The 24292-nt window shown below is 55.8% G+C and carries 24 protein-coding genes and 1 tRNA gene; 5 read left to right on the top strand and 20 right to left on the bottom strand.

Annotated features, from left to right (window positions below):
- Positions 1 to 7: 7 nt before the first annotated feature.
- The 14 genes from CHR62_RS01445 to CHR62_RS01380 all read right to left on the bottom strand — a co-directional run bounded on the left by CHR62_RS01445 (position 8) and on the right by CHR62_RS01380 (position 15080).
- The gene (locus tag CHR62_RS01445; RefSeq protein WP_233574793.1) at positions 8 to 2077 is read right to left on the bottom strand and encodes a UvrD-helicase domain-containing protein; all 2070 of its coding nucleotides are present in this window, start codon (positions 2075 to 2077) and stop codon (positions 8 to 10) included.
- The gene (locus CHR62_RS01440) at positions 2077 to 4179 is read right to left on the bottom strand and encodes a primosomal protein N' (protein ID WP_123659933.1); all 2103 of its coding nucleotides are present in this window, start codon (positions 4177 to 4179) and stop codon (positions 2077 to 2079) included. Before CHR62_RS01440 ends, CHR62_RS01445 begins: the two co-directional genes overlap by 1 nt.
- A gap of 367 nt (positions 4180 to 4546) precedes the next feature.
- Positions 4547 to 5617: a uroporphyrinogen decarboxylase gene (hemE, locus tag CHR62_RS01435; protein ID WP_123659761.1), complete on the bottom strand. Its 1071-nt coding sequence runs from the start codon at positions 5615 to 5617 to the stop codon at positions 4547 to 4549.
- Positions 5618 to 5647: 30 nt separating this feature from the next.
- Positions 5648 to 6556 carry a hypothetical protein gene (locus tag CHR62_RS15665; protein WP_199722874.1) on the bottom strand — a complete coding sequence of 303 codons (909 nt, stop codon included), beginning with the start codon at positions 6554 to 6556 and terminating at the stop codon, positions 5648 to 5650.
- 168 nt (positions 6557 to 6724) lie between these two features.
- Entirely contained in the window at positions 6725 to 7156 is a 432-nt protein-coding gene (locus CHR62_RS01425; RefSeq protein ID WP_093969793.1) for a F0F1 ATP synthase subunit epsilon, read from the bottom strand.
- Positions 7157 to 7167: 11 nt separating this feature from the next.
- Positions 7168 to 8586, bottom strand: coding sequence for a F0F1 ATP synthase subunit beta (gene atpD / locus CHR62_RS01420; RefSeq protein WP_093969794.1), 1419 nt, complete (start codon positions 8584 to 8586; stop codon positions 7168 to 7170).
- A gap of 46 nt (positions 8587 to 8632) precedes the next feature.
- Positions 8633 to 9547: a F0F1 ATP synthase subunit gamma gene (gene atpG, locus CHR62_RS01415; protein WP_093969795.1), complete on the bottom strand. Its 915-nt coding sequence runs from the start codon at positions 9545 to 9547 to the stop codon at positions 8633 to 8635.
- Between the two features lie 99 nt (positions 9548 to 9646).
- A complete protein-coding gene (gene atpA, locus CHR62_RS01410; protein ID WP_093969796.1) occupies positions 9647 to 11188 on the bottom strand; it encodes a F0F1 ATP synthase subunit alpha in 1542 nt (513 codons plus the stop codon).
- 33 nt (positions 11189 to 11221) lie between these two features.
- Positions 11222 to 11761, bottom strand: coding sequence for a F0F1 ATP synthase subunit delta (locus CHR62_RS01405; protein ID WP_093969797.1), 540 nt, complete (start codon positions 11759 to 11761; stop codon positions 11222 to 11224).
- Between the two features lie 15 nt (positions 11762 to 11776).
- Positions 11777 to 12247 (bottom strand): F0F1 ATP synthase subunit B, encoded by a 471-nt coding sequence (locus CHR62_RS01400; protein ID WP_093969798.1) that lies wholly within the window; start codon positions 12245 to 12247, stop codon positions 11777 to 11779.
- Between the two features lie 131 nt (positions 12248 to 12378).
- On the bottom strand, positions 12379 to 12621 hold the full coding sequence (gene atpE / locus CHR62_RS01395; RefSeq protein WP_093969799.1) for a F0F1 ATP synthase subunit C: 243 nt from the start codon (positions 12619 to 12621) through the stop codon (positions 12379 to 12381).
- Positions 12622 to 12740: 119 nt separating this feature from the next.
- Entirely contained in the window at positions 12741 to 13622 is an 882-nt protein-coding gene (gene atpB / locus CHR62_RS01390; RefSeq protein WP_093969800.1) for a F0F1 ATP synthase subunit A, read from the bottom strand.
- 78 nt (positions 13623 to 13700) lie between these two features.
- Positions 13701 to 14105, bottom strand: a complete 405-nt coding sequence (locus tag CHR62_RS01385; protein WP_233574791.1) for an ATP synthase subunit I — start codon at positions 14103 to 14105, stop codon at positions 13701 to 13703.
- A gap of 198 nt (positions 14106 to 14303) precedes the next feature.
- Positions 14304 to 15080 carry an enoyl-CoA hydratase gene (locus CHR62_RS01380; RefSeq protein WP_093969802.1) on the bottom strand — a complete coding sequence of 259 codons (777 nt, stop codon included), beginning with the start codon at positions 15078 to 15080 and terminating at the stop codon, positions 14304 to 14306.
- A 30-nt stretch (positions 15081 to 15110) separates the two neighbouring features.
- On the opposite strand from CHR62_RS01380, the gene CHR62_RS01375 reads away from it, so the two are divergent.
- From CHR62_RS01375 to ttcA, 4 genes are all read left to right on the top strand, one after another.
- A complete protein-coding gene (locus tag CHR62_RS01375; RefSeq protein WP_123659760.1) occupies positions 15111 to 16880 on the top strand; it encodes a M61 family metallopeptidase in 1770 nt (589 codons plus the stop codon).
- Between the two features lie 14 nt (positions 16881 to 16894).
- Positions 16895 to 17668 (top strand): SDR family oxidoreductase, encoded by a 774-nt coding sequence (locus tag CHR62_RS01370; RefSeq protein WP_093969804.1) that lies wholly within the window; start codon positions 16895 to 16897, stop codon positions 17666 to 17668.
- A 68-nt stretch (positions 17669 to 17736) separates the two neighbouring features.
- The gene (folB, locus tag CHR62_RS01365) at positions 17737 to 18102 is read left to right on the top strand and encodes a dihydroneopterin aldolase (RefSeq protein WP_093969805.1); all 366 of its coding nucleotides are present in this window, start codon (positions 17737 to 17739) and stop codon (positions 18100 to 18102) included.
- 5 nt (positions 18103 to 18107) lie between these two features.
- Positions 18108 to 19109: a tRNA 2-thiocytidine(32) synthetase TtcA gene (gene ttcA / locus CHR62_RS01360; protein WP_093969806.1), complete on the top strand. Its 1002-nt coding sequence runs from the start codon at positions 18108 to 18110 to the stop codon at positions 19107 to 19109.
- 12 nt (positions 19110 to 19121) lie between these two features.
- Here ttcA and CHR62_RS01355 read toward each other — a convergent pair whose 3' ends face one another.
- Genes CHR62_RS01355 through hemA form a run of 5 tightly spaced genes read right to left on the bottom strand, consistent with a single transcriptional unit; the run spans position 19122 to position 23282 of the window.
- Positions 19122 to 19694: a UbiX family flavin prenyltransferase gene (locus tag CHR62_RS01355; RefSeq protein WP_093969807.1), complete on the bottom strand. Its 573-nt coding sequence runs from the start codon at positions 19692 to 19694 to the stop codon at positions 19122 to 19124.
- Entirely contained in the window at positions 19687 to 20013 is a 327-nt protein-coding gene (gene grxD, locus CHR62_RS01350; RefSeq protein WP_093969808.1) for a Grx4 family monothiol glutaredoxin, read from the bottom strand. The genes CHR62_RS01355 and grxD overlap by 8 nt, the downstream gene beginning before the upstream one ends.
- Before the next feature lie 30 nt (positions 20014 to 20043).
- Positions 20044 to 20865 (bottom strand): peptide chain release factor N(5)-glutamine methyltransferase, encoded by an 822-nt coding sequence (gene prmC, locus CHR62_RS01345; RefSeq protein ID WP_123659759.1) that lies wholly within the window; start codon positions 20863 to 20865, stop codon positions 20044 to 20046.
- A 5-nt stretch (positions 20866 to 20870) separates the two neighbouring features.
- Entirely contained in the window at positions 20871 to 21950 is a 1080-nt protein-coding gene (gene prfA, locus CHR62_RS01340) for a peptide chain release factor 1 (protein ID WP_093969810.1), read from the bottom strand.
- 57 nt (positions 21951 to 22007) lie between these two features.
- Positions 22008 to 23282: a glutamyl-tRNA reductase gene (gene hemA / locus CHR62_RS01335; RefSeq protein ID WP_093969811.1), complete on the bottom strand. Its 1275-nt coding sequence runs from the start codon at positions 23280 to 23282 to the stop codon at positions 22008 to 22010.
- 170 nt (positions 23283 to 23452) lie between these two features.
- On the opposite strand from hemA, the gene CHR62_RS01330 reads away from it, so the two are divergent.
- Positions 23453 to 23528 (top strand) — tRNA-Phe (locus CHR62_RS01330).
- Positions 23529 to 23744: 216 nt separating this feature from the next.
- On the opposite strand, the gene CHR62_RS01320 is transcribed toward CHR62_RS01330, so the two are convergent.
- A complete protein-coding gene (locus CHR62_RS01320; protein WP_123659758.1) occupies positions 23745 to 24281 on the bottom strand; it encodes a DUF2058 domain-containing protein in 537 nt (178 codons plus the stop codon).
- Positions 24282 to 24292 lie beyond the last annotated feature (11 nt).

Raw genomic sequence — 24292 nt, 5'->3', positions numbered from 1 at the left:
ATAAAAACTACGATTTGTTCAGTAACTGTTTAAGCATGCCCAGGCGTTCTTTAGGGCTTAACCCGGCCGCCGTATCGACACCGGTCGCATTACCGGCCTGCAAACCCATTTCGGCAATAAAGCGGGAGGGCTCGCGCACAACGTCTTCGCGCGCACGGCGACGACGCTTGCACCAGCTTAAATTCAGAGTCCGTTGCGCGCGCGTAATGCCCACGTACATCAGACGACGCTCTTCCTGAATACGCAGGGCCAGCGTATCTTCGCCGGATGCAGAGCTTGTGTCGTCGTCATCACGGCCCAAGTGCGGAAGCAAACCCTCTTCGACCCCCACCAAAAACACGTGGGGGTATTCTAAACCCTTGGACGCATGCAACGTGGACAGTTTAACGGCATCAGGCGCCTCGTCATCACTGCGTTCAAGCATGGTGACCAGCGCAATATGCTGCACCAATGCCATGACGCCCAAATCGTCTTCTACGGCTTTACGCTTTAACCACCCTACAAGTTCGAGCACATTTTGCCAGCGGTTCTGGGCGGGCTTTTCGTCAAGGGTGTCGTACAAAAAACGCTCATACTGAATGGCGGCCAGCAGTTCATCCAGAATGTCACCAGCCGCTTCAGCACTTTCTTTGGCGGCGCGCGCCTGAATACGCTGGATAAACTCGCCAAACGTTTGCAACGGTTCGAGCTGACGCGCCGACAGGCGTTCGGTCGTGCCGATTGAAAAAATGGCTTCAAACAACGACAACTGCTGCGCAGAGGCGTACTCACCCAACGCCTGCAGGGTGGCCTGGCCAATCCCACGGCGGGGCGTGGTCACCGCACGAATAAAGGATGGATCATCGGCATCGTTAGCAATCAGGCGCAGGTACGACAGAATGTCGCGGATTTCTGCCTTGTCGAAGAAACTCTGCCCGCCCGATACCGTATAGGGAATACGTAAGTTACGCAGGGACTGTTCCAGCACACGAGCCTGCTGATTGCTACGGTACAAAATAGCGAAGTCGCGCCAGTTGGCCTGACGCTCGACTCGCTCTGAAGAAATACGAAAAGCAACAGACTCGGCTTCGATCTCTTCAGAATCCATTGCTTTGACTTGTATAGGGTCGCCAACGCCCAGATCAGACCACAGTTTTTTATCAAACAAATTCGGGTTATGACTGATGACCTGGTTGGCCGCAGCCAGCACACGCTGCACCGATCTGTAGTTTTGTTCAAGCTTGATCAGCTTCAAGCCTGGGTAGTCAGTCGTCAGCTTGGCCAAATTTTGAACGGTGGCCCCTCGCCAGGCATAGATGGCCTGATCGTCATCGCCCACCGCAGTAAACATGGCGCGGTCACCTGTCAGCATGCGCACCAGGCGATACTGACATTCGTTGGTGTCCTGGTATTCATCGACGAGCAAGTACTGTACCCGAGCCTGCCAGCGCTGCCTTACTTCGGCATTCGACTCTAGCAGTCTGGCCGGCAGCCGTATCAGGTCGTCAAAATCAACCGCCTGATACGCTTCGAGGGTCGCGTTATAACTGCGGTACACACGCACAGCCTCGATATCACTAGGCGTTGTCGCAATTTTCTCGGCCTGGTCTGGCTCGACCAAGGCGTTCTTCCATAATGAAATGGTTTGCTGAACGGCTTTTAGCCGGGCCTTGTCGGTAGTGGCCAACAACTCCTGGATGATGGCCAGCGCATCAGTAGAGTCAAAAATCGAGAACTGCGACTTCAGACCCACATGCTGGGCCTCTTCACGCAAGAACCTGACACCCAGAGAGTGAAACGTGCTGACGGTCAGGCCCTTGGAAACCTTGCGATCGACCAAATTCTTGATGCGCTCACCCATTTCACGAGCAGCCTTGTTGGTAAAGGTCAGCGCGACAACTTGCCTTCCCGCGTAGCCGCACTCTCGCAGCAAATAGGCAATTTTCTGGGTAATGACGCGGGTCTTGCCACTGCCTGCGCCCGCCAGCACCAAGCACGGCCCGTTCAGATACAAAACGGCCTCGCGCTGCGCCGGATTCAAATCGACAGGCAGCGTGTAGCCCACTGGCATTGATGCATTGTGCGTAAACGTTGTCATCAGATCTCCAGGGGATCGACTTCGAGGTGGCAACGCACACGGTGACGTGTGGCCAGCGCCGCCACATCCGCAGACCAAGTCGCCAGGAAAGTCTGCAGCGCCGGCCGGCTATCGCTCTCGACCAGGAGTTGAGCCCGCTCGGTATTGGCTACCCTGACCACCCGCAACGGCACCGGGTCGTAGCGCGTAACGGCCTCGGATGTAGGGTAAAGCTCAGGCGCCGTATCGGGCAGAGTCGCCGCTTCGGACAAGAACGCAACAGCAGTCTTGAGGGCTCGGGCCTCGGCGGTCAGCAACGCCTGATACGCAAAAGGCGGCAAGCCAACGGCCTTGCGTTCTTCGAGGCTGTAACGCGCAAAGCCCTGGTAATCGTGTTTAAGCAATGCCTGGTACACCGGCTGTTCAGGGTAATCGGTTTGAATAATGACCTCGCCCGCGCCAGCGTGGCGCCCGGCGCGACCGGCTACCTGCATCAATTGTGCAAACAGGCGCTCAGGCGCCCGAAAATCTTGTGCAAATAACATGGCGTCGGCGTTGAGCACGCCCACCAGCCCCAACTTGGCAAAATCGTGACCTTTCGCCACCATTTGTGTGCCGACCAGAATATCGACTTCGCCCGCGTGCACCTGCGCAAACAAGGCTTCGGCGCTACCTTTAAGACGTGTGCTGTCGGCGTCAATGCGTGAAATACGTGCTTGAGGGAACCATTCGGCCAAATGCTCTTCGAGGCGTTGCGTGCCCCGGCCCATGGGGCGCAAGTCTTGATCGCCGCAATCGGGGCACCGGCGGGGAACTGCGGCGTGATACCCGCAATGGTGACATTGCAGATGATTATGCGTACGCCCACCCTGAGTGCGATGCAAAATGGTATAGGCCGTGCAGCGCGGACACTGGCTGACCCAGCCACACGAGTTGCAACTGACGACTGGCGCATAACCCCGACGGTTAAGAAAAATAAGCACCTGCTCGTTTTGCGCCAGGCGCGCTTTGATTGCGTCGAGCAACTGCGGCGAAAACCCATGCTCGAGCGCAAGGCGCCGGGTATCGACAAGACGCACCTGCGGCAACTGCACGGCGCGGGCGCGCTGGGTCAGGCTTAACAATTGATAATGACCGCGCTGGGCGTTATGCCAAGTTTCGAGAGACGGCGTGGCCGACCCTAATACGACCGGCACCTGCAGGTCGTGACCCCGCCAGACGGCCAGATCTCGGGCCGAATAGCGCAATCCGTCTTGTTGCTTGTACGACGTGTCGTGCTCTTCATCGACGATGATCAGGCCCAGGTCGGGCATGGGTGTCATGATGGACAAGCGCGTACCCAACAACACGCGGGCTTGCCCCCGCGCGATGCGTAACCAGGCACGCAACCGTTCGCCATCGGCCAGCCCACTATGAAGCACTGCCAATAAATCGGGATTATCGACCTGGCCCAGCCGCGCCCTTAGCGACTGCTCGAATTGAGGCGTCAGGTTGATTTCAGGCACCATGAACAACACCTGACGGCCTTGGGCCAAGACCTGCTTCGCGGCATGCATATACACTTCGGTTTTGCCGCTGCCTGTAACGCCATGCAGCAAGAAGGTTTGATGCCCCTGCGCTGCAGTGACAGCTTGTACAGCCTGTGTTTGCTCGGGGTTGAGCTGTAGCGGCGGCGCATCACCCGCGCAAACTGCGGCAGCCTTACGCTTTGACTTGTCGGCCCGGGCCACTGGCCCGCCACGCGCCCCTTTACCCGTATAACTAGCGACCTTGCGCAATGCCACAGGTAGCGCTGGTAGCATTACCTCGCCCAACGGGCGCTGGTAATACCGAGCCGCAAACGACACCAGGCGCATCCAATCGTCGGACATGGGGGGGATGTCGTCGAGCACAGCTTCAATCGCCTTGACACTGCCAGGAGCGATGTCGGGGGCTGCTTTCACCTGCGCCACCATGCCGACCATTTGACGGCGACCGAAAGAAACAATAACCCGAGTACCTGCATTAACCGGAATCAATGCGTAGTAGTCGAACAGCCCGGCGAGGGGGACGTCGAGCGCTACCCCAAGCCAATATCGCGTGGCTTCGGTCGGTTCTTGCGTCGGCACAACGTCAGCATTGATCACATCCGGCCTTGTTTAAAGTTAAAGCAATTTCTAGAATTTTCGCAGCCAAGCCAGACAACACAAGCCCTTCTGGTGTTTTCAACAAGCCTGTGGATAACTTTGGGGAAAATGCAATTGATAACCCTGGGGAAAGTCAATTAAAGTTAGTACTTAATTTACTGAAATATTTTTGCAATTCAAAAAAATTATATAAAAATCAATTACTTATTTATATTAATTAAATTGTATCTAAGAAGACCGCGCTAATTGTGCGGCGCGAAAATATTTGTGCACAACTTAGATAAAAAGCCCGATGACTCGGGCTTGATGGGTGAATTTCAGACGGCAAACCGATACATTGCACTGCAACCAAATGTGCGTTGAATCAGTGCTTTGCGCGGCTATGGCTGTGGACTTCGTCAACCAAAATACTGACCGCTTCGGGCGGGGTAAAACGATTGATGCCATGACCCAGATTAAACACATGCCCACCTGCACCCACCGGGCCGAAATCATCGATGACGCGGCGCGCTTCGGCACGAATGGCAGCCTCGGTGCCGAACAGGGTCATTGGATCGAGGTTGCCTTGCAGCGCAACCTTGTCGTTGATACGACGACGTGCCTGCGCTAGATTGACTGTCCAGTCGACGCCCATGGCATCGCAGCCACATGCGGCGATATCTTCGAGCCACATACCGCCACCCTTGGTAAAGACAATAACAGGAACCTGCTGCCCCCCTTGCTCGCGGATCAGGCCATCGACAACCTTGCGAGTGTAAGCCAGCGAAAACTGCTGGAACAGGCCGTCGGCCAGCACCCCGCCCCAACTGTCAAATACCATAACCGCTTGCGCACCCGCCTGAATTTGGGCGTTAAGGTACGCCGTTGTGGCCTGCACGTTGACCTCGAGAATACGATGCAAGAGATCGGGGCGGCTGTACAGCATGCTCTTGATCAGGCGGTAATCGTCGGACCCCTGCCCTTCGACCATATAACAGGCAACCGTCCAGGGGCTACCCGCAAAACCGATAAGCGGCACTTTGCCGTCGAGTTCTTTACGGATTAGCGATACGGCGTCGAACACATACTGCAAGTTAGACAAATCAGGCGCCTGCAATTTGGCGACATCGGCTTCGGTACGCACGGGGTGCGCAAACTGCGGGCCTTCGCCTGCAACGAAGTCAAGCCCCAAGCCCATGGCATGGGGAATCGTCAGAATGTCGGAAAAAAGAATAGCCGCATCAAGGTCGTAGCGTTCGAGCGGCTGCAACGTCACCTCACAGGCGTAATCAGGATTTTGAGCCAGACCAAGAAACGACCCTGCCTTTGCACGTGTTTGGTTGTATTCGGGCAAATAGCGGCCTGCCTGGCGCATAAGCCACAGCGGCGTATAAGGTACGGGCTGACGCAGCAAAGCGCGCAGGAAAACGTCGTTTTTTAAGCTTGGAAAAGACACGGCAATCCTTGAAAGTTAAGCATGACGATTTTAACCGTCTGGGGAAAAATTGTTTGTTGGGTCGGGGCGATACACACTGGCATCGATTTGGTACTTGCGCATGAGCGCCCAGAACGCACGACGATGCTTTTGAGCGCCGCGCGCTGCCAAGGCGATATTGCCGGCACAAGACCCCAGTGCAGCCGCAATATAAGCGCGCTCGAATCGCTCGATGACTTTGCCCTTCGCCGCCCGGAACGATTCTTTATTGGTCGCGGTACGCGTAGCGGCGGCTACCGCGTAAGCGTCGAGTTCCAGACCTGTGCGCTGCAGTATGGTATCGCATAGGTCGTCTTCGCTGAGCAAGGGCTGCCTTTGGTCAATAGACGGCAAAGCTGCCCCGGTAGCCGATGCCAGCGACGTGCCTGGCACCGCAGGCTGCCCTGCACGACCAGACAGCATAGCTGCCCCACCAGCGCGTGACGGACCCACATCGTTAAGCTGCATGACGGCCCTTGCCCGTGCCAGCTGCATCCCATAACGCGCCCCTCCTCGACTAACCAGCAATTGCTGAATACGTGCGCGCAGCTCGTCGTAGCACAACGGTAAGCGAATAAAGTCGGCCAAACCCAGCGATAAAAGATCGTCGATTGCTGCGGCTTTTAAGCCGCTAATGACCGCAAGTACCGGCGTTTGGCCACAGCCGCCTTCGCGAGCGGACAACAAACGACGCGCCCATGGCAAATTAGAAGCGGTAACGCCCACAATGCAAACGTCATATCGACGCAGCATGACTTCGTTGTCGCGCAGGTACGAACCCGTGTCGAAATCGCCTGCAGGCAAGTCGCAACCCACATGATGCATGATAAGCCTGCCGCCCAGATACTCACCGGCGGCCAGTGCGGACCACAAGCCATCATGCGGTTCGAGCAGTACAGCGCAATCTATACGTTCTCTCATGACTCTCCCCTTGATATTACGGGCCTGTGATCAGGCCCTGCAGGCATCTTAAGGACGAGTTTCAAGCGGGACTATTCGGAAATATCAGCATTCGGACACTACGCGCATGAGCGCTTGACGGGCAAAAAAAAGCGGCCCGAAGGCCGCTTTTTTAAGACAGACGACAGCTTAGTGACGCGAAGAGCGAGCGTTACGCAGCTTCTGAGCTGCCGCTGCCTGAGCAGCCAACATGGCCAGCTCAGCTTCGACGACAGCAATGTCGGCCTTGTCTTTGGCATTGCGAAGGGCCTCTTCGGCACGCTTGCGTGCTTCGAGTGCCTTGGCTTCGTCGAGGTCTTCTGCACGGATAGCTGTATCGGAAAGCACCGTTACACCACCGGGTTGGACTTCGAGAATGCCGCCGGCCACGAAAACATTGGTTTCACCACTACCATCGGCGAGAACAATCTTTACCGTACCCGGGCGAATGCGCGAGATGAGCGGCGTGTGACCAGGCATGATGCCCAGTTCGCCGGACTCGCCGGGCAGAACCACGAATTTCGCCTCACCGGAGAAAATCGATTCTTCTGCACTGACGACGTCTACGTGTAATGTGGCCATAAGAGTCCCTTTTACAGTGCTTTGGCTTTCTCGAGGGCTTCGTCGATGGAACCAACCATGTAGAAGGCCTGCTCGGGGATCGAGTCGCACTCGCCTTCAACAATCATCTTGAAGCCACGCAGCGTTTCGGACAGCGGAACGTATTTGCCGGGCGAGCCGGTAAATACTTCGGCGACGTGGAACGGCTGCGACAGGAAGCGCTGGATTTTACGTGCACGAGCAACGGCCTGCTTGTCTTCGGGCGAGAGTTCGTCCATACCCAGAATCGCGATAATGTCGCGCAATTCTTTGTAGCGCTGCAGTGTTTGCTGAACACCGCGAGCAATGGCGTAGTGCTCTTCACCAACCACTTGCGGATCGAGCTGACGGCTAGTGGAGTCGAGAGGATCAACGGCGGGGTAAATACCCAACGCAGCGATGTCACGCGACAGAACCACAGTCGAGTCAAGGTGCAAGAAGGTCGTTGCAGGCGACGGGTCGGTCAAGTCGTCGGCAGGAACGTAAACGGCCTGAATCGATGTAATCGAACCTGTTTTAGTCGAGGTAATACGCTCTTGCAATTTACCCATTTCTTCGGCCAGCGTAGGCTGATAACCCACCGCCGAAGGCATACGACCCAGCAGCGCGGACACTTCGGTACCTGCCAGGGTGTAACGGTAGATGTTGTCGACGAAGAAGAGAATGTCACGGCCTTCGTCACGGAACTTCTCGGCCATGGTCAGACCCGACAACGCAACGCGCAGACGGTTGCCTGGAGGCTCGTTCATCTGACCAAACACCATGGCTACCTTCGACTCGGACAGGTTGTCCATCTTGATAACGCCGGCTTCAGCCATTTCGTGGTAGAAGTCGTTACCTTCACGGGTACGCTCGCCCACACCTGCAAACACCGACAAACCACTGTGTGCCTTGGCGATGTTGTTGATGAGCTCGAGCATGTTAACGGTTTTACCTACACCAGCACCACCGAACAGCCCGACCTTACCGCCTTTTGCAAAGGGGCAGACCAAGTCAATAACCTTGATGCCTGTTTCGAGCAGCTCTACCGAAGGCGAGAGCTCGTCGAACTTGGGTGCGTCTTGGTGAATGGCGCGAGTCTCTTCGGACAAGATAGGGCCACGCTCGTCGATGGGGCGACCCAGAACGTCCATAATGCGACCCAGTGTGCCCTGACCGACTGGCACCGAAATAGGTGCACCGGTGTTGGCCACAGCCATACCGCGGCGCAGGCCGTCGGATGAACCCATGGCGATGGTGCGAACGACGCCGTCGCCCAGCTGTTGCTGAACTTCGAATGTCAGACCAGCTTCGGCAAACTTGGAGCTGTCGTCTGCGAGTTTAAGCGCGTCGTAAATTTTTGGAATGCTGTCGCGGGGGAACTGAATATCCACCACGGCGCCGATGCACTGAACGATGGTACCGTTGCTCATGTTTAGTCCTTGCTAAATATCTTTGACGGGATGCCCTTCTGTTTGGTTAAACAGCGGCAGCGCCCCCGACGATTTCTGAAATTTCTTTGGTAATGGCAGCCTGACGGGTTTTGTTGTAAACCAGTTCGAGATCGCCGATGATTTTCTTGGCGTTATCGGACGCTGCCTTCATGGCCACCATACGAGCAGATTGCTCGGATGCCATGTTTTCGGCAACTGCCTGATACACCAGACCTTCAACGTAACGCTGCAGCAGGTCGTCGATGACCGACTTCGAGTCTGGCTCGTAGATGTAGTCCCAACCATACTTTGTGTTCAGGACCGCGTCTTCGGATTTCTCCTGGAACGTGCCCTCGGTTTGGAACGGATCGGACAAGCCACTAGGCAGGGGCAACAAACGCACGAATACCGGCTCTTGCTTCATGGTGTTGACGAAGCGGTTGGTGGCCAGATAAACGGCATCGATTTTGCCATCGACGAAATCGTCGATTTGTACCTTGAGCGCACCAATAAGACGTTCGAGGTTGGGTTTATCGCCCAACTGAACTTCTTGGGACACCAAATTGGTGCCGATACGTGTCAAGAAGCCAAGACCTTTGTTACCCAATGCGGTTGCCTGAACCTTGATACCTTTTTGGTCGAACTCTTTGATACGGTTCAGGACCAGACGGGTAACGTTGGTATTCAGGCCACCACACAGGCCTTTGTCGGTAGTGACAAGCACAATGCCTACGCCTTTCACGTCGGAACGTTCGACCATGAAAGAATGTGTGTAGTCGGGATGCGCTTGCATCAGGTGCGAGGCAATGTCGCGCACCTTGGTTGCATAGGGACGACCAGCACGCATCCGGTCTTGCGCCTTGCGCATTTTGGATGCAGCCACCATCTCCATGGCTTTGGTGATCTTCCGCGTGTTTTGCACGCTTTTGATCTTGGTTCGAATTTCCTTAATTCCGGCCATCGCAATTCCTGTCAGGGCGTTATGGCGGAGCAGGCAACGCCTGCTCCTGTAGTCCTACGGGCGGCCAAGCAAATTGCTTTGCCACCCTCGCCAGTCAAATTAAAAAGCACCGTGCTTTTTGAACTCTTCAATTGCGGCAACCAGCTCTGCTTCGTCTTCTTTGGACAGTTCTTTCTTGTCTTCGATACGCTGAACCAGAGCAGCGTTCTTGGACTTCAGCGACTCTTTGAGTGCTTTTTCGAAAGGCAGAATCTGATCGACTTCGAGATCGTCGAGGTAGCCTTTGGTAACGGCGAACAACGAAACGGCCAGTTCCCAGACTTGCAGCGGCTGGTACTGAGGCTGCTTGAGCAATTCAACCACACGCTTACCGCGCTCGAGCTGGCGACGGGTTGCGTCGTCGAGGTCGGATGCAAACTGCGCAAACGCAGCCAGTTCGCGGTACTGGGCCAAGTCGGTACGAATACCACCAGCCAGCTTTTTAACGACCTTGGTTTGTGCCGCACCACCCACACGCGACACCGAAATACCCGCGTTAATAGCAGGACGGATACCGGCGTTGAACAAGTCGGTTTCAAGGAAGATCTGACCGTCGGTAATCGAAATTACGTTGGTAGGAACGAACGCCGAAACGTCGCCTGCCTGAGTTTCGATGATAGGCAGCGCTGTAAGCGAACCTGTTTTACCTTTGACTTCGCCTTTGGTGAACGCTTCGACGTAGTCGGCGTTAACACGAGCAGCGCGCTCGAGCAGACGGGAGTGCAGGTAGAACACGTCGCCGGGGTAAGCTTCGCGACCAGGAGGACGACGCAGCAACAGCGAAACTTGACGGTAAGCCCAGGCTTGCTTGGTCAGGTCGTCGTACACGATAAGGGCATCTTCGCCGCGATCACGAAAGAATTCGCCCATAGTGCAACCCGAGTAAGCTGCCAGGTATTGCATGGCGGCCGAGTCAGAAGCCGAGGCAGCAACAACAATGGTGTATTCCATTGCGCCGTGCTCTTCGAGCTTGCGAACTACGTTATTGATGGTCGACGCTTTTTGACCGATAGCCACATAAACGCAAGTAACGTTTTTGCCTTTTTGACTGATGATCGTGTCGATAGCAACGGCGGTTTTACCAGTTTGGCGGTCGCCAATGATCAGCTCGCGCTGGCCACGGCCGATTGGCACCATGGAATCAATCGCCTTGATACCGGTTTGCAGCGGCTGGTCGACTGATTGACGTGCAATAACGCCGGGCGCAACCTTTTCGATGATGTCGGTGTGCTTGGCGTTGATGGGGCCTTTGCCGTCGATGGGAGCGCCCAGGGCGTCTACCACGCGACCACGCAATTCGGGGCCAACGGGCACTTCGAGAATGCGGCCGGTTGTTTTAACCGGATCACCTTCGGAAACGCCTGTGTAGTCACCCAAAATAACGGCACCCACGGAATCGCGCTCGAGGTTGAGCGCCAGGCCGAAGACGTTATTGGGGAATTCGAGCATTTCGCCCTGCATTACGTCGGACAAGCCGTGAATGCGGGTGATACCGTCGGTCACGGAAACGACCGTGCCTTGCGTACGTACGTCGGTAGACGCGCCCAAGCCTTCGATGCGGCTTTTCAACAGCTCGCTGATCTCTGACGGGTTAAGTTGCATGTTCAGACTCCTGAATCCTGTTATATGGCTCGCTTAGGCGGCCAGCGTGTCGCGCATGCGGGCCAACTGGGCCTGCACAGAAGTATCGAGTACCTGGTCGCCAACGATCACGCGGACACCACCGATAAGGGCGGAGTCGACGGTGACAGATGGCTTGAGCTTGAGGCCAAACTTTTTCTCGAGACCGGTTAAAAGCTCTTGAACCTGCGAATCGCTCAGCTCGAATGCGCTGGTGATTTCGGCAAGTGCGGTGCCCTCGAACTGGTTTTTCAACAGATCGAATTGCTGAGCAATTTGGGGCAACAACAAAATGCGCCCGTTCTTGACCAGCAGTTCGATGAAATTACGTGCCGCATCTGACAGGGGTGATTTGATCAACCCTGTGAACAGTTCGATGCGCTGATCGTTGCTGAGGCGCGGATCAGTCAGTGCTTCGCGCACGTCGTCAAGGCTTGCCACTTCGGCAAGCTCGTTAACCAAACCCGACCAGGATGCCAAGGCGTCCTGGTTGCCCTTGGCCGTAGCGAAAAGCGCTTCGGCGTAGGGTCGGGCAATAGTCGATAATTCAGCCATGGCCTTGCCCTAATATTAGAGTTGTGCCTTGAGCTGATTTAACAGCTCGGCGTGTGCCTGTGCATTGACTTCTCGTTTGAGAATCTGTTCTGCACCCTTAACAGCCAAGTTTGCAACGTCGGCACGGAGCCCGTCGCGCGCACGCTGAACTTCTTGTTCGGCGTCTTGCTTGGCCTGCGCAATGATTCGAGCTTTTTCAGCTTCGGCTTCACGACGAGCTTCGTCGATGATGGCCGCGGCTTGCTTTTCAGCTTCGAGCATGCGGGCGTGATTCTCGGATTTGGCAGAGGCCTCGATCAGACTGATACGTGCCTGGGCCTGGGCCAAATCGGCCTTACCCTTGTCGGCAGCTGCAAGACCATCGGCAATTTTCTGACGGCGATCTTCGATTGCTTTTGTCAAAGGCGGCCATACGAATTTCATCGTAAACCAACCCAAAACAAAAAACACGATCATCTGAAAAAAGAGAGTCGCGTTTAAATTCACGGTCGTGTCCCTTTAATACCACAAGTGCCCGCAGCGATGCTGCAAAACACCCAATGTCCAAGTCGCGAGCAGCGCCCTACGGCACTGCCTACGACTACTTAGCCCACCCGTATTGGCGGGCGTATTGTTGCTTAGCCGACGAAGGGGTTGGCGAAAGCAAACAACATGGCGATACCAACACCGATCAGGAACGCAGCGTCGATAAGACCAGCCAACAGGAACATTTTGGTTTGCAAAGCGTTCATGAGCTCGGGTTGACGAGCCGAAGCTTCAAGATATTTACCACCCATCAAAGCGATACCGATCGAGGCGCCAAAAGCACCCAGGCCAACAATAAGACCGCAAGCCAGAGCAACGAAAGCAACGTTGGTCATAACAACTCCTTGGTTAAAAAACCTTGTGTAATCAAAAAGCCAAAAGAAAACTGCTTTGCAAGAAAACCTTGCGCCCCGAACGGCTGCCCCCGGGTGAGAGCAACCGCGCCGGAAATTTATTAATGGTCTTCGTGAGCCAAACCGACATATACAAGTGCCAACATCATGAAAATGTAAGCCTGCAGTATGACGATAAGGATGTGGAAGATTGCCCACACGGAACCGGCCAGAATGTGACCAATACCCAAACCTATACTTGCACCATTAAAGCCTGTCCACGCACCACCCAGCAGAGCGATAAGCATGAAGAGCAATTCGCCGGCAAACATGTTGCCGAACAACCGCATTCCGAGCGACACGGTTTTGGCGGCGTATTCCATCAGGTTCAACAGAACGTTGAACGGAACGAGGAGCAGACCAACAAAGCCATGAGCATGGAAGGGAGCTGTGAACAGACTTTTTACGAAGCCGCCACCGCTCTTGATCTTGATGCCGTAGTAAATGGTGAGCAGCAACACACCCAGGGACATACCCATAGGCACGTTAAGGTCGGCTGTTGGCAGAATACGGTGGTAATAAAGTGGGTCGCCGTGCTCGGCCCCAACACCAGTAGATTTGAAGATCCAGGCCAGCAAATCGACGGGCACCAGATCGAGGGCATTCATGAGAATGACCCACAAGAAAATCGTAAGCGCGAGCGGCGCAACAAAGCGGCGCGTTGATTCGCTAGGGATAATGCTTTTGGATTCTTGGGCGACCATGTCGACAAGCATTTCGACGGCGGTCTGGAAGCGACCTGGAACGCCGGCACTGGCGCGGCGCGCCGCCGACCACATGGCCAGCACGACAATAAGACCCATAAGAATGGACCAGAACAACGAGTCGTAGTTGATGACCGAGAAATCGGCGATTGTCGATTGCTTCTCGCCGAGGCCATTCAAATGCACTAAGTGGTGCTGAATATAATAGGACTGTGGCGAAATATCACTAGCAGCAGCCATTTGAACCCTTACCCTGTTGACTATATAACGAGCACGATGCCGCTTGAGACGACATCGCACATGAATTTTTGCACCACACTACGGCAACTTGCTAAACATTAGCAAAAGGACGTAGCCCTTAAGTACCATGACCAGCCCAAAAATAAGCGCCGGCCAAACTAGCCACGCCTGAGCCAGATATACACCCAGCACCAGCAACGCAACGGCAGCCCCTAGCTTGATGAGCTCGCCGAGCAGAAACCCTGCTGGGTTAGCAGGACGACCCATAACCAGGCCGACCAACAAGCGCAACGCAAACAACGCGTTAGGCACCAAGTAAGCCGCAGCGCCCAATAAAGCCGAAGCGCCTGCATACACCCCCGCAACCAGCCAGCATATTGCAACTGCAACAAGCGCCATGATTGCCTGTGCAACCAGGGCCCGAAGCAGACCTTTTTTGGCCTTTGCCTGCAAGCTGGCTTTTTGTGCTTCGGTTAGCTGCACTGCAGCACCAGAGCCCGGGGATTTTACCTGATTAGCGGATGACACGTTGGGGTAAACCTTATTGGGGTAACCGCAAACCTGCCCGCGCATTCCCGCCGTTGTTTGTTAAGCGTCAAACCCGCAGAGTATAACTTTATTTTTTAAGCGTAAGCAAATCGTAAGGTGGCCCGCCTATGACAGCCGACGGGCCTTTGCCCACTATTCGTGTTTGAACTGGGGCTGACGCTTTTCGATGAAGGCGTTCATGCCCTCTTTTTGATCGTGGGTGGAAAACAACGCATGAAAATTTCGACGCTCGGAGAGAAGACCCTCATTGAGCGGTGCCTCGTAGGCGCGGTTAATCGCCTCTTTGGCCATCATGACCGAAGGGAGTGACATCGAAGCAATGGCGGCGGCGGCCTCGAGCGCCTCATCGAGAACTCGGTCGGCCGGCACGACACGCGACACCAGACCCGCACGCTCCGCCTCGGCCGCATCCATCATGCGCGCTGTCAGAATCATATCCATGGCCTTGGCTTTGCCCACTGCGCGCGGCAAACGCTGGGTACCCCCAAAGCCCGGAATAATGCCAAGCTTGATTTCAGGCTGACCGAATTTTGCATTTTCGCCAGCAATAATGAAGTCACATTGCATGGCCAGCTCGCACCCGCCGCCCAAAGCAAACCCGGATACGGCCGCAATAATAGGCTTGCGCACGCGACGCAGGTACTCCCACTGATGGCCCAGATAGTCTTGCTTGTAGACGTCGGTGTAAGACCAGTCTTTCATGGCGGCAATATCAGCACCAGCAGCAAAAGCTTTTTCGCTGCCCGTAATAACAATGGCGCCAATACCGTCATCCGCATCAAACGCCTTCATGGCATTGGCCACCTCATCAATGACCTCGTTGCTCAGGGCGTTAAGGACTTTGGGGCGATTCAGTGTCAAAAGACCGACCCGGCCGCGTGTCTCGACCTTGACCAATGGCTCACTCATGCTGACTCCTTGCAAAGTAATATATGCGTTATGAATGCAAAACCATTACTTTACCGCTTAATTCCCGCCGACCCGGCCGGTCATTATTTTTCGGTCGAACTGACCTTGCACAACCCGAACCCCGACGGACAAGTCTTCAGTCTGCCCGCGTGGATTCCAGGCAGCTACCTGATCCGCGACTTTTCGCGACACATTGTGCATATCGCAGCCAGTGTTAATGGCCGCCGTGTAGACATCCAAAAAACAACCAACCACAGTTGGCGCTGCGCGCCCTGCAAAGGCCCACTAACGGTTCAGTACACTGTTTACGCTTGGGACCTATCCGTTCGCGGCGCGCACTTCGACGAGACGCATGCCTTTTTTAATGGCACCAGCGTTTTTCTGGCGCCCGAAGGCCACACACACCTTCACTGCCTGGTCGACCTGCAAGCCCCCGCCCACCGATCCGACTGGAAGGTCTATACCAGTTTGCCGGAAGCAGATGCCGCGCATTACCCAAATGCCGCCAAGCGGCACGGATTTGGGCTGTATTGCGCCCCCGACTACGACGCCCTGATTGATCACCCCGTTGAAATGGGTACGCCGAAAGTCGCCCGGTTCAAAGCCCATGGCGCCGAACACGAGCTCGTATTTACCGGCATCGTCCCAAACCTGGACTTGGATCGCATCACTGCAGATGTCCAGAAAATATGTGAGACCCAGATCAGCTTTTTTGAACCCGAGACTCATGCGGCGCCTTTTCTGGACAGCAGCAACCGTTATGTGTTCATGACCATGGTCACTGGCGATGGGTATGGCGGCCTCGAACATCGCGCTTCGACTGCGCTGATGACTTCGCGCAACGACCTCCCCGTTGCCGGGCAAACCAACGCTCCCGATGGCTACACTAACTTCTTGGGCTTGGTCAGCCACGAATATTTCCACACTTGGAACGTCAAGCGCATCAAACCCTCGGCATTCGTGCCCTACCAGCTCGATCGCGAAAACCACAGTCGCCTGCTGTGGGTATCCGAAGGCTTTACGTCGTACTACGACGACTTGATGCTGCTGCGCGCAGGTCTTATCGACGAAGCCAAGTATTTCGACCTGCTCGCCAAAACAATCGACACCGTCACCAAGGCGCCCGGTCGCCTGAGGCAGTCGGTTGCCGACAGCTCCTTCGACGCCTGGACACGGTTCTACAAGCAAGACGAGAACGCGCCCAACGCATTGGTCAGCTACTACAGCAAAGGGTCGCTTATTGCCCTGGGCCTCGACCTTTTCATACGACATACTTCTGGCGGACAGACGTCGCTTGACGATGTCATGCGCTTGCTATGGGGCCGTTACGGACGGCACTTTTACACAGGCACCCAAGAAGGTATTGATGAAGATGACATGGCCTCATTAATACACGAGGCGTGCGGCGTCGATGTTGCCGACTTTCTGGCGCGTTATGTTGACAACTGCGAAGATGTACCGCTGCAGGCGCTGCTGGCCGACGCCGGCATTTTGCTCGAACGCACAACGACCCCCAGCACGCCTTCGCTCGATGTGCGCACGCGCACAAGCCATGGGCGCATCGAACTGGCCAGCGTCATCAACGGTGGCGCCGCACACCAGGGCGGGCTGTCGGCGGGCGACCAGTTGGTCGCCATTGGCGGGTTGCGTGTCGCCGACGCCGGCGACGTCGATCGCCTTTTACGCGCCTACAACGCCAACGACACTGTTGTCGTGCACGTCTTTCGCCGCGATGAACTTCGTACCTTTAACGTATGCCTTAGCCCAGCCGCTGCAGGTTGGGCACTAAAGCGTAAATAAATAGCATTCACGCCATGACTGATCGTTCCGAAGCCCAAAAAGTTGTCCTGATTACCGGCGCCGCCAAGCGCCTGGGCCGCGAAGTCGCCCTCAAGTTTGCCCGATCGGGTTGGGACGTTGCCATTCATTACCACCGCTCGGGCGTAGATGCCGAGCGTACGCTGGCCGAACTACAACAGATAGGCGTGCGCTGCACTACCGTTGGCGGCGACCTGGCCGACCCTGAGGCCCCACTGGCGGTGTTCAAACAAACCATTGATGTCCTGGGTCAGGTCGACGCCATCGTCAACAACGCCTCGCTGTTTGAATTCGATGACCCAAAAACGTTCTCGGTAGCGTCGCTACAGGCGCACGTCATGCCGAATCTGGCCGCCCCGCTACTGCTGGCGCAACAACTGGCCGCGCATATCGAAACCCGCAGCAACGCCCAGGGCGTTGTTATCAACTTGCTCGATCAAAAACTCTGGAGCTACAACCCCGACTTTTTTTCGTACACTCTGACCAAGGCCGCACTTCAGGCCGCAACCACCATGCTGGCCCAAGCCTTCGCTCCCCGTTTGCGCGTCGTAGGTGTCGCACCGGGCCTGACACTGCCCAGCCACATGCAATCCGAAGCCGATTTCGAACGCACACACGCACTGTCTCCGCTGGGCAAAGCCAGCAGCCCGGAAGACATTGCCCGAGCGATTTTATTTGCGGCCGAAACGCCCAGCATGACGGGGACGTCTATCGTGGTCGACGGGGGTCAGCACCTGCTTGGCCTGCAGCGCGACTTTAGCTGCTTATAATCTGTCTTCTTACGCCAACCTGCGTTGGCCGCAGCAACATGCCGCCGCCAACCTCTATGCCACTACCCATGCTTACCCGCCGGATCTACTTTTCGCAGCTCGCCCTCGATGCTCATATTGGCATTCTGGAACACGAATTGCGCGCCACCCAGCCCCTTCACATCGACGTAGAGCTGGACGTCGACATTCACCAGCCTGTCGACGACATGAATATCCAGACGGTGCTTGATTACCGCCTGGTGCGTGCTGCCATCGTGCAAGAGTGCACCCAGGCTCATGTGCACCTTATCGAGACCCTGGTTGAGCAAGTGACCGAGCGCCTGCTTCGTGACTTCCCGGAAATCAAGCATATCAAGCTGCGTATCAGCAAACCCAATGCGTTTTCCGACTGCGCTGCCGTAGGCATCGCAGTCGAACGAAGCCGCCAGGCCTGAACACCATGAACACTACAGCCACCCCAGACACCACCGCGGTCGACGCGCCCCGCGACCCGCGCAAGATGAGCGTCAGCGAAAACAAGCTGACCAAGCGTCTGATCCGCGAAACAGGCCGAGCCATCATCGATTTCAATATGATCGAAGCCGGCGACAAAGTCATGGTTTGCCTTTCCGGCGGAAAAGACTCGTACGGCCTGCTCGACCTGTTGCTTATCCATCAGTCTCGCGCACCGTTCAAATTCGATATTGTGGCGGTCAACCTCGACCAGAAACAGCCCGGCTTCCCCGAGCACGTTCTACCTGAATACCTGACCCGTATCGGCGTACCCTTCCATATAGAGAACCAGGACACCTATTCAGTAGTGACCCGTGTGATCCCCGAGGGTAAAACCATGTGTTCGCTGTGCTCGCGCATGCGCCGGGGTATTTTGTACCGCGTCGCCAAAGAGCTGGGCGCCACAAAAATTGCGCTGGGCCACCACCGCGACGACATCTTGGCCACTTTCTTTTTAAATCTGTTTTACGGTGGGCGCATGAAAGGCATGCCCGCCAAACTTAAATCGGACAATGGCGAGCACATTGTGATCCGGCCTTTGGCTTATGTGCCCGAAAAAGACCTGATCGCTTACGCCAAACTCAAAGAATTCCCGATCATCCCGTGCACCTTGTGTGGCTCTCAAGAAAACCTGAAACGCCAGGAGATCAACCGCATGATCGCCGAATGGGATCGCAAGTTGCCCGGCCGGTCGTGGAATGTATTTGCCGCACTTGCCCATGTCGTGCCGTCGCACTTAATGGATAGCCGCATCTTTGACTTTGCCGGCCTAAAAGCCGATGGCACGGCAGATGACGAGGGCGACAAGGCGTTTGACACCGAAGACTTCAGCGATGCTTTAGCGGCGTTCAGTGACGACGATAGCGATACCGACACCGAAGTGCCTGCAAACCATAGTCATAAGGTTATCCCGCTAAACGTAGTGGGCGACCTGCAAAAACTGGGCTAAATGCCTATGGCGTCAGGTGCCTTCCCAGCGGGGGCCCTGTACGTCGATGCCCACCAGTTCGAGCACGCGCGCCACAGTGTGATCGACCATCTCTTCGATAGATTTGGGGTGATGATAAAACGCCGGTAGCGGCGGAAAAATAACGCCCCCCATTTCGGTGACAGACGTCATGTTGCGCAAGTGCGCCAGATTCAGCGGCGTTTCGCGAACCATAAGCACTAACCGACGGCGCTCTTTGAGGGTGACGTCGGCAGCGCGGGTAATGAGGTTATCGGAAAACCCGTGCGCCACAGCGGCCAGTGTACGCATGGAACAGGGCACCACAACCATGCCGGCCGTATCAAACCCACCACTAGCCAGCGTAGCGCCGACGTCGCGGAAGCTGTAGACGCGATCGGCCAGCGCGTGCACAGCCTTTCGATCAAGATCAAGCTCGTACTTGATGTTCAGCACGCCCGATGGCGAAACAACCAGATGGGTTTCGATATCGGGCGCCTTTTCGCGCAGCGTTTGCAGCATGCGCACGGCATAAATGGAGCCCGTAGCCCCGGTAATGCCAATAACCAGACGACGCTTGTTAGCCAAGTGCGCCTGCTTCTTTCAGTGCAGTGACCAGTTCGCCGGACTCGTGCATTTCGGCCAAAATGTCGGAGCCGCCGATGAACTCGCCAGCAACATACAACTGGGGGATGGTCGGCCAGTTCGAATACTCTTTAATGCCCTGGCGAACCTCTTCGTCTTCGAGCACGTTGACGGTAACCAGCTTGGTCACGCCCGACGCCTTCAGAATTTGAATGGCACGCCCGGAGAACCCGCACTGCGGAAATTGCGCCGTACCCTTCATGAACAACACAACGGGATTACTGGTAACCGTTTCCCGGATGAAATCTTGAACTTCGCTCATGGTGCCCTCTAAACAGTGGAATTGTGTCTATTATAAATAGCCGCCGGAAATCCGCTCGATACCGGCCAGATCACAACGACTTTCGACCCGTTGAAAGCCGCGTTGAACCAATAATTGCCTAACATCGGCAGCCTGATCCCAGCCATGCTCGAGCCAGAGTGCCCCACCTGGCGCCAGCCAGGTCGGCGCACCTTCGATGATTCTGACAAGGGCCTGCAAACCGTTAGCATCATCTGTCAAGGCGCCGCGCGGCTCGAAGCGCAAATCGCCTTGGGCCAAGTGCGTATCGTCGGACCGGATATACGGCGGATTTGAAACAATTAAATCGAAAGGGGTGGTCGCGGCCGGCAGCGCCTGGTACCAATTACCTTCGAAAAACTGCACTACAGCCCCCAGTTGCCTTGCATTAGCCTGGGCGACATGCAGCGCCTCTGGGCTTGAATCTGTTGCGGTAACGCAGGCCTGTGGGCAAGCTAAAGCGATAGATACGGCAATCGCCCCGCTTCCCGTCCCCAGGTCAAGCACGCGAGGCCGTACCAAAGACAAGCTTTGCAGCATTTCGAGTGCCGTTTCAACCAGGACCTCGGTGTCGGGGCGCGGTATGAGCACGGCCGGCGATACCTGAAAATCGTGGCCCATAAATTCGCGGGTGCCCAGAATGTAAGCCATGGGTTCGCCCGCCTCACGTCGGGCCATCAACGCACGAATCGTGGCGACGGTGTCGTCTGCCAAAGGGTCGGTGTCGTGAGCTACCAGCCAGGCACGCGAAACGCCCAGCACCTGTTGCAACAACATCTGCGTTTCAAGGCGCGGCAAAGGTGAATCGCGAAGCAGATCGCGCGCACAACTCATGCCGCTCAGGCCTCGCTCATGGCAGCCAGCAAATTGGCCTGGTGTTCAGCCAGCAAGGTATTGGTCAATTCGTCCAGATCGCCTTCCATAATGGCACCCAACTTATACAGCGTCAGGTTAATGCGGTGATCGGTCACCCGCCCTTGCGGGTAGTTGTAGGTACGAATACGCTCGGATCGGTCACCCGAACCCACCAGACTTTTACGCTCTGCCGCTTCTTTGCTTTGCTGCGCTTGGACCTGCTGGTCTTTCAGGCGCGCGGCCAGAACCTGCATCGCTTTGTCTTTATTGCGGTGCTGTGACCGGTCGTCTTGACATTCGACCACCAGACCCGTGGGCAAGTGAGTGATGCGCACAGCCGAATCGGTTTTATTGATGTGCTGCCCGCCCGCCCCACTGGCGCGGAAGGTATCTATGCGCAAGTCTGACGGGTTAATCACGATATCGGAGACCTCGTCGGCTTCGGGCAATACAGCCACCGTACACGCCGAGGTATGAATACGCCCTTGGGTTTCGGTCGCGGGTACACGTTGGACACGATGAGCGCCGGACTCAAACTTCAACTGGCCGTAAACGCCATCGCCATCCAGGCGCACGATGACCTCTTTGTAGCCCCCCACTTCTGACGGGCTTTCAGACATGAATTCAACCTTCCAGCCTTTGGATTCGGCGTAACGGGTATACATGCGCAACAGGTCACCGGCAAACAGCGCACTTTCGTCGCCCCCCGTACCTGCCCGAATTTCCAGAAACACGCTGCGACCATCGTCAGGGTCTTTGGGCAGCAACAACACCTGCAGGCTGTCTTCCAGGGCGGCAATACGCGCCTTGCCCAGCTTCATCTCTTCTTCGGCCATGTCACGCATGTCGGGGTCAGCCAACATGTCGGCAGCAGCCTGCATGTCGCCTTCGACAGAAACGTAAATTTCGAATTCGCGCACCACAGGCTCAAGCTCTGCACGCTCACGTGACAAGCGGCGAAACTTGTCCATATTGCCGGCAATCTCGGGCTCGGCAAGCATGGCATCAATTTCTTTGAGTCGACGAGCAAACTGCTCGAGTCGATCGCGCATGGAGTCTTTCATAGGGAAACGAAAAAGAAGAGTTGGAAGGCGCGGCGCAGCAAAGGACCAGGAAGGTCGCTAACGGCGGCGTTCGGCGTCGGGCAGCAGACGGGGCAGCAAGTCGAGCAATTGCTGACGCTCGGTGTCTTCGCTACGGTTCAGGGCGGCAAGCGACCCGTGGATATATTTTTGAGTAAGGCTGTGTGCGAGTTGCTCGAGCACGGCTTCGGGAGATTGGCCTTTGGCCAGCAAACGGCGAGCGCGTTGCAGCTCGGCATCTTTGAGCGCTTCGGCTTTTTGATGGATATCGACGATGGTGGGCACAATTTCGCGGTTGTGCAACCAATGCATAAAGTTTTGAACGCGTGTCTCGATAATGGCTTCGGCCTGCACAACCGCTGCACGACGGGCATCGGTACCGCTTTGCACCATACGGCCCAGGTCATCGACCGAATACAGGTATACGTCATCAAGGCGCCCGACTTCGGTTTCGATATCGCGAGGCACTGCCAGGTCAACCATGACCATGGGCTTGTGACGACGAATGCGGGTGGCGCGCTCGACCATGCCCAGGCCCAAAATGGGCAAGGAGCTTGCCGTACAGGAGACAACAATATCGAACTCGGCCAACGAGGCAGGCAGGTCGGACAGTTTCATGGTTTTAGCCATGAAACGCGATGCCAAGGCCTCGGCGCGCTCGGCCGTGCGATTGGCAACCGTCATTTGCGCCGGTTCGAGCGCTGCGAAGTGGGTCGCACAGAGCTCGATCATTTCGCCCGCGCCAATAAACAACACACGGGTTTGCGACAGATCGCCAAACACACGTTCGGCAAGGCGAACCGCGGCAGCCGCCATAGACACCGAGTGCGCACCAATTGCCGTTTGCGACCGAACCTCTTTGGCCACAGAAAAGGTGCGCTGAAATAACTGATGTAACAAGGTACCCAGCGAGCCGGCCTGCTCGGCGGCGCGCACGGCATCTTTCATCTGGCCCAAAATTTGGGGTTCGCCCAAAACCATGGAGTCGAGCCCGCTGGCCACACGAAACGCGTGGCGCACAGCTTCGTTTTGCTGGTACTGGTATAGATGCGGCTGCAGACTACGCGATTCGAGCTTGTTGAATTCGGCCAGCCAGTCGGCTAGACCCGCCGACACATGCGGCTCGGCGGCGCAGTAAATTTCGGTGCGGTTACAGGTAGACAAAATGGCGGCTTCTTTGACCGAAGCGCCAAACGCCGAGCGCAAACCATCGATAGCCGGCTTGAGAACCTCAAGCGGCATAGAGACACGTTCGCGCACCGATACCGGCGCCGAGACGTGATTTAGACCGAAGGTAATAACGTCTACTGACATAATTAGGCTGTCAAAAACAGCAAACCGACACAACCAGTCATTATACCCGGGCAAGGGGAAAACCCTGATCCCCGAGTTACGTTTAAGGATAAAGACAATTTATTTAAAATAAAAAGCGTTGCCCAAAGCACACAATTTATTTTTGGTGTATTATTCTGCCTTCACCAGATGGCCTGGTAGCTCAGTTGGTAGAGCAGCGGATTGAAAATCCGCGTGTCGGTGGTTCGATTCCGCCCCAGGCCACCAAAATTTAAAAAAGCCCGAATGCATCACGCGTTCGGGCTTTTTGCTTTTCGGGTGCTACATCGCCCCCCGCGTCGCCAGGCTGGCTTACGCGGAAAGCGTGTTCTTTTATTGAATCGGCGAAAAACTCACTGGTTTAAGAATGCGCGAGTGCTGGACGTCGATGAGGTCGGCCGCCTTGCCCAGAAAAGCCTGCGCTCTGATCGTCAGGCTCACAGATCACCACATCAAATCATCAGGAATTTTGTAATCGGCATAGGGGTCATCCTCGTCGAGTCTGGCCTCTGGCTTTTTCACGCGAACGACAACTGACGGATCACGCTCGGCAATTTTATCGGCCACAACCTTAGGTACTAGTTCGGTAGCGTCCCCCAATCGAATGATCACCAGTTGGCCTGCTGCCAACTGCGACCGCACGGTCGCAGACACATAGATGCGCTCGATCTTCGTTCCAAACGTAAAGTTGTAGGCAATCTCACCACCACCCGTGCCCTGGCGACTTTGTTGCACCATCTGCACAATCTGAGCCTGAATGGCCCTTGCCCTGGCTTCTGCATCGCGTTTTGCATTGAGCTCACGCACGGCATCGCGCTGTTTTTGCAGCTCGTCAAGCGCAGCCTGTCGGGCTTCGTCGACAAGCGGCTCACCGGTACGACGAGCGACCTTCTTCTGCTGACTTTTGTCCTGATGGACTTTTTTTATTTTTTTCTGGTCAACCAGACCGGCCTTCAAAAACTGTTCTTGCAATGAAACCATCTTCACACCCT

It is taken from the genome of Pusillimonas sp. NJUB218, assembly GCF_003788685.1.
Taxonomy (GTDB): domain Bacteria; phylum Pseudomonadota; class Gammaproteobacteria; order Burkholderiales; family Burkholderiaceae_B; genus Neopusillimonas.
The sequence above is the reverse complement of the archived record's forward strand: the minus strand, read 5'-3'. Positions and strand labels throughout refer to the sequence as shown.